This window comes from Allomuricauda sp. CP2A (assembly GCF_001683915.1).
In the GTDB taxonomy this organism is placed as follows: domain Bacteria; phylum Bacteroidota; class Bacteroidia; order Flavobacteriales; family Flavobacteriaceae; genus Flagellimonas.
Genome location: NZ_LXTT01000158.1, coordinates 1 through 6210, shown reverse-complemented (window position 1 = coordinate 6210; position 6210 = coordinate 1). Strand labels below are relative to the sequence as shown.

The 6210-nt window shown below is 36.4% G+C and carries 8 protein-coding genes; 5 read left to right on the top strand and 3 right to left on the bottom strand.

The window, feature by feature from the left end:
• Positions 1-500, top strand: a 500-nt coding sequence (locus A7D14_RS18135; RefSeq protein ID WP_067037666.1) for a Crp/Fnr family transcriptional regulator, incomplete at its 5' end; no start/stop codon positions are given.
• Between the two features lie 83 nt (positions 501-583).
• Here the strand turns inward: A7D14_RS18135 and A7D14_RS20150 are convergent.
• Positions 584-748: a hypothetical protein gene (locus tag A7D14_RS20150; RefSeq protein ID WP_156102242.1), complete on the bottom strand. Its 165-nt coding sequence runs from the start codon at positions 746-748 to the stop codon at positions 584-586.
• 143 nt (positions 749-891) lie between these two features.
• Here A7D14_RS20150 and A7D14_RS18130 point away from each other — a divergent pair, with 143 nt between their 5' ends.
• The 4 genes from A7D14_RS18130 to A7D14_RS18115 all read left to right on the top strand — a co-directional run bounded on the left by A7D14_RS18130 (position 892) and on the right by A7D14_RS18115 (position 4541).
• On the top strand, positions 892-1875 hold the full coding sequence (locus A7D14_RS18130; RefSeq protein ID WP_083158161.1) for a M20/M25/M40 family metallo-hydrolase: 984 nt from the start codon (positions 892-894) through the stop codon (positions 1873-1875).
• A gap of 44 nt (positions 1876-1919) precedes the next feature.
• Positions 1920-2504, top strand: coding sequence for a hypothetical protein (locus A7D14_RS18125; protein ID WP_231562611.1), 585 nt, complete (start codon positions 1920-1922; stop codon positions 2502-2504).
• 94 nt (positions 2505-2598) lie between these two features.
• Positions 2599-3579, top strand: a complete 981-nt coding sequence (locus tag A7D14_RS18120) for a hypothetical protein (protein ID WP_036382076.1) — start codon at positions 2599-2601, stop codon at positions 3577-3579.
• A gap of 161 nt (positions 3580-3740) precedes the next feature.
• Positions 3741-4541, top strand: a complete 801-nt coding sequence (locus tag A7D14_RS18115) for a nuclear transport factor 2 family protein (RefSeq protein ID WP_081894294.1) — start codon at positions 3741-3743, stop codon at positions 4539-4541.
• 168 nt (positions 4542-4709) lie between these two features.
• Here A7D14_RS18115 and A7D14_RS18110 read toward each other — a convergent pair whose 3' ends face one another.
• The gene (locus A7D14_RS18110; protein WP_081894292.1) at positions 4710-5411 is read right to left on the bottom strand and encodes a DUF4386 domain-containing protein; all 702 of its coding nucleotides are present in this window, start codon (positions 5409-5411) and stop codon (positions 4710-4712) included.
• Positions 5404-5817, bottom strand: a complete 414-nt coding sequence (locus A7D14_RS18105) for a DUF6326 family protein (RefSeq protein ID WP_036382072.1) — start codon at positions 5815-5817, stop codon at positions 5404-5406. Before A7D14_RS18105 ends, A7D14_RS18110 begins: the two co-directional genes overlap by 8 nt.
• Positions 5818-6210: the final 393 nt, after the last annotated feature.

Genomic DNA, 6210 nt, shown 5'->3' with positions numbered 1-6210 from the left:
TTATTATAGAAAAGTATGGAAAAAAAGAATTTTTATTTAAAAGTGGAGAGGTTCAAAAGGAAGTGGGATTTGTTTGCAAGGGACTTTTGAGAAGATACTACGTCAATGAAAAAGGAAACAAAATAACAACGGGTTTTATAAATGAAAACAACTATGCCACAGATTATCCGGCATTCATAAGGCAAAAACCATCAAAGTATTTTATCGAATGTCTTGAGCCATCGGTAATCATAAAATTGCCCTATGATAAAATTCAAGAAGGGTACCGTAAATTTAAAACCAGTGAAAGGTATGGTAGATTAATAGCCGAATATGTTTTGACCGTGCAAACCGACAGGGTGGAAAGTCTTTTATTTGAAACAGCTGAAGAGCGTTACTTGAATTTTATAGACCAAAACCCAGACCTTGTAAACAGAATTAGTTTAACGCATTTAGCAACGTACTTGGGTATAGAACGACAATCATTGAGCAGAATACGGAGTAAGATCGCCAAAAAATGATTTTGTCACAAATGTGTCAGGTAGAAAAGCCGATCATGTTTCATTTTTGCAATAGTTAGTTCCATAATATTGTAAAAATGACTTCAAATAATCAAATAACCAAAATAGCCATAATCATTCAATTCCTCTTTTTTGGACTCGTTTCCTGTGGCCAAAATACAAAGGTTGAATCTTCCATACATTTGAAAGTCCAAGAGCGAACCGACAAAATTTTCGATAGCCTTGTAAAATTTCGCAGGGACTTTCATATCAATCCCGAAGTGTCAGGAAAAGAGAAGAGAACTTCCAAAAAGATTGCAGAATACTTGTTGTCCTTGGGCCTTGAAGTTAAAACAGGTATAGGTGGCTATGGGGTAGTAGGAATCCTAAGGACTAAAAAAAGGGGAAACGGATCGCTTGGAGGGCCGATATAGATGCCCTTGCTTCCGACCATCCCGATATTGTCGATTTTTCATCAAAGATTAAAGGTGTAAGACATATTTGTGGACACGATGTACATGCAACTATTGGACTTGGGATAGCTAATGTCCTAACAAGTTTAAAAGAAAGTCTTACTGGAACTATTTACTTTATCTTTCAACCATCAGAAGAAAATTTGGCAGGGGCAAAAGCTATGCTTGATGATGGCTTGCTCAATATTATAGATCCCGAAGAAATTTATGCTTTACACATTGCACCTATGTCTGAGGGGATTATTACTACCAAAGCAAGAAACCCTTATGCAGACTATAAGGGAATTCAAATTACCCTAAAAAACACAAAGGAGAGAACGGCTCTTATTAAATTTACGAAAAAGCTCTTTTTACAACTTCAAAATGTTTCACCTGAGAGTAAATTCTGGGACAATAAAAATCTATTGGACCCCAACATAGGATTGGGAAATCCAAATACCATATTTAAGGATTATATTACTGTTAATTCAAATATTGCTGTTAAAGAAGGTGAAGATAAGATTACAATAAGGGCCTATCTAAGTGCTGAAAAGGAAACTCAATTAGACTCTCTTTTAAGTCAAATAAAAAAGAAGTTTAAAGAATCGGACTATTCAGATCAATTTTTAGATAGTTCATTTTATTATGAGACAGCGCTAGTGCTTAATGATGAACGATTAACTTTATTGACCATACCTACAATAAGTAAAATTTACGGAAATGAACACGTTCTCCCCCTCTATGGAGCTATACCTGACGGACGTGGGGATGATTTTGCACTGTTTCAACGTGAAATTCCAGGAGTCTATTTTTTATTGGGTGCATCAAATTTTGAAAAAGGAATAGTTTCCATGCCTCATTCGCCGAATTTTGCTGTTGATGAAAGTTGTATGAAAACGGGGGTCAACTACTTTACATCAATGATAATAGAGAGACTTAAGTGATAAGGCCGGTTGCCTACGTTGTATAACCGAAAATAATAAAGACCATGATAAAATGGATTGATAACATTCCTTTTTGGGTATATATAGATGTATTTTATACCCATATGATCAAGTTAACAACAATAATTAAACACCATATGAAATATTTTCTTTGCGCAATAATTTTCTTGACCACTTCAATTAGTTCCATAGCTCAGGGAAAAACCGATGTTACCGTTAAATCCATTAACGGAATTATCGATGAACTACTTGATCAAATAACCATCGAAAAGGGCGAGAAAATGGATACAATAGCGATTAGGAACTTATTTCATCCATCGGCCATATTTACAGTTGCTGATGTTACAAATGCTGAAACCGTATCACTTAATGATTTCCTCATCCTCTTGAAAGATCCTTACTATGAACAAGGATATCTTGAAAAAGAAATTCATAAAGTTGTTGATCAATACAATGGAATTGCCCAAGTATTCCAGACTTTTTATGGCAAGGACTCTGAGGGAGTTGAAGAAAAAGGGATAAACAGCTATCAATTAACATATTATGGCGGTCGGTGGTGGATAGTCAGTCTCTTATGGACCATAGAATCCAAAAGTGCCGGAATACCTGTAAAATATGGTGGGGAATAAGTGAAGAAGTTGCTGAGTTGACCACTAAACCACGCAACACCCATAGCCGAAACCGTTGACAACCATTTAACCAAAAAATACAATCTCCTGTTTGATGAAAAAATTTTCCCTAACCCTTATTCTAATAGGCCATTTTTTAGTTTCCACTAAGAGTAATGCCCAAGAAAACTACATGAACTACCATTCGAAAGTAATTGAATGTGAAGAGCTAATTGTTGAAGGAAAATACACTTCTGCAATTAATAAATTTGATTCTCTTTTCAATCAATTTAATTTCTTATTTCTAAGAGATATCAAAGTTGCTACTGAACTCAGCGCATATGATAACGATTATAAATCAGGGTTGAATTTTGTAAGGCTGGGAATCAAGGCTGGTTGGTCATTGGAAAGCATCAACAAGAATAAAAATTTGCAATCTTTAAGGGAACAACCGGAATGGGCCAAACTCATGTCAACATATGATTCCCTTCACAAAACCTACCTATCCAAAATAAACTTTCAGGTAAAAGAACAAGTCCATGAAATGTTCAAAAAAGACCAGAAAAAAGCATTTGGGGCATTACTTAGAATTGGACAAAAGGCCAAAAGGAGGTATTCTCAAAAAAAGTTTGCTCCTCATAGCGAACAACAACTTGAGAAACTGGAGCAAATTTTAAATGAGTACGGTTATCCAGGTGAACGACTTATTGGGAATAACCTATGGGGCTCGGTGATTTTAAGCCATCACAATTCAATATCAGTGAACTACAATTCGAATGACACTTTATATGCTCTATTAAGGCCAAAATTATTGAATGCCTTGAAACAAGGTGAGATATCCCCATATGAATTAGCTCAAATAGAAGACTGGAGAATTGCTGGTTTACATGATCATAAGTTGACAACCTATGGATTTCTTGGAGCCATTCCAGACGATACAGTTCTTGAAACTGTAAATAAGAATAGAGCCAATATTGGATTAAGAAGCATTGACCTTAGGAATGAATTGATAGATGTTGAAAATGAAACAGGAATGGACCTACACCTACCCAAAGGATGGCAGAATGGAAAAATAACGGTTGCCAACAGGCGCTAAAATGAATTCGTAAACTAGGTTATTTAATAATGATAAGTATGAATATAAAGTTCAGTACTCCGATCAACTGAGGCGTTTACTCATTTTAGCTAAACGCTGCCACACATTTGGAACTGTAACAATTAATAAAAAACTCAATCTTTAAAAAAATCATTTTAAAGATGAAAAATCTTTTATGCCTGATTACAGCTCTGATTATATTAACTTCTTGTAATTCTAAAAAAGAAGAGACGGTAATAGATACAGCATTACCAGAAGGGGAACAGGTAAGCGAACTTTTCAGCACAATAGCTACAATGGATAGTTTATATTTTTCAGCTCAAAACGTATGTGATTTAGAAAAATATGCCTACTACTTATCAGAAGATTTTGAGTTCTTTCACGATAAGGCAGGGTTGACTCCATCCAAGGAAAAGGAAATGATGGACATGGCCATTTTTTGTGGGGAAGAACAAAGGACAAGACAACCTTTAAGAAGGGAGTTGACCAAAGGTTCTCTACAAGTATACCCAATGGATAATTATGGTGCTCTTGAGTTTTGTGACCATGTTTTCTATTTGCAAATCAATGATGGTACGGAAAAGGTTGTAGGTTCTGGAAAAATGACTGCATTATGGAAGCTTGAAAATAACGAATGGAAATTGGCACGAATAATAAGCTACGACCACCAACCAATTGCCAAAGTTGAATTGAAAACTGAAATCCTGGACAAATATGTAGGTGATTACATGCTTCCCGACAGAATAGTAAATATCAAGAGAGAAGAAAAGTTCCTTAGAGCGACCGATGTGAATGATGGAAAGCCAGGTTGGAACACACTCCTATTTCCCGAATCGGAGAATTCTTTCTACTTTAACTATGAGAATGTTGTCTATGAATTTATTGATTCTGGAGCCCAAATTGGAACCTTGAACATTTATGAAAACGGTAAACTTATTGAGGAAGCAAAAAGAAAAAATTAAAACGGGTGGCAACTGTACAAATACTATCCAGATGGGATTTACCAATTCACACGGATATATTGACCTTTCAATTATCTAAATCTTTTTAGTTAGAAGGTACATTTAGTTATTTCTAATAACAATACTTCAATGCGAGATACCGAAATTTTGAAATGAAAACATCATGTGTCATTTTTTTGCAAACTTAACGGTGTTCGTACCCATGATCAACAGCCACAAGCATGTTCCTATTTCCCCTATGGATGCGGGTAGGGCAACAATGGTGGAAAAAACGGTTTTTGAAAAACCTGGATACAGGAAGCCTCCAAAAAAAGTGATGAGATAGCCAAAACAACCCAACATGAGCAATATTCCCAACAATTTGGGTAGAAATACCGACCTGTAGACCAAGTAACCGAAAGGTAACAGCCAAAGCCCCCAGAATATCTGTAGCAGTTCGGTTCCATTGCTATACTGTTCCAAGTAGAACATCACTTGGTACGCAAGATCGTTACCTTTTTGAGGTTCAGGGGTTTCAAGTAAGCTTAATATGGTGAACTTGTTCAGGATGTTGACAAATGAAATGGGTACGCTAAGTATGGCCAGCAGTGCCATGAGCAATGCGGCATTCTTGTCGACCTCTTTTAACAGGCGGTACAGTGCCAAGGGCAAAAGTATAAAAATGATAAAAGAACAAATGGCGGCAACGATGCCCAGTTTAAACAGCATTTCTTTCCGTTCGAGGTTTTCCAACGTCCTTGTTGCATTGTCCCAATCCACGATCTGGGAGGGGACATAAACAAGATAGGCCAAACCGCAGATTACCAGCAATAGATAGAGCAGTCCTGCCAGCCTCGCTTTTTTATTTCTTGTTGAGATTTGGCTATCCATTGTCTTTGGGTTTTGGCCATTTTATGGCATACCGGACAATCAGAAATGTCAAGATGCTCTCCACAAATGCCAGGAAAACATAGAAGCTATACCACTCCGTCAAAGAATTGATTCCGATGAACAACATCATTATGGTAAAGACAGCCCCAAAAATAATGTTCATAGTTCGGTTGACCTTGGGAGGTAGTAGGACGGATGCGGCAACCATGACCGAGGGAACGACAAGGATGATGGACGCCACCAGCAACTTGACAGGGTTGTCCAAAATATTTTTACCGATCAAGAGACTGTCCACCTTGCCGGGTGTGTACAGCTCAAAATAATCACCGTAGATATAACAAAATGTTGTGGACGCCCATAAAGCGGCCAGTTTTAGTTTGATGTTCACTTTTGGGTTTTCAAGCATAATTGGTCAAATTTTATCACTGATCTCTATCAACAATGACGTAAATTAATTATAAATGGTTGCCTGTAACTTGTTGAAATGCTAATTTTTTTTCAGAATAACATTTGGGATTATCCAGAGTTGCTTCTCCCAAATCTTAATAAGATCACGCTTCGTCTCTGGGGAGCAAAAGAATTTGCAGTAATGGATTAACAATTGGGTATTGTTATCCAGCAATGGTAAAAATTAAAAATAGACCCCTATGCTAACTAACCTTTAAGATGTAAATCTTCAACCAAAAGTAGACTGATTCTGGTCAAAAGTTAAGTTTAAATCTGTTTGAACAACAAACACAAATTTTGTGTTAATCCAAGTATTTTTTAATTATGTGAAAATCAACAAAAAGTATATATC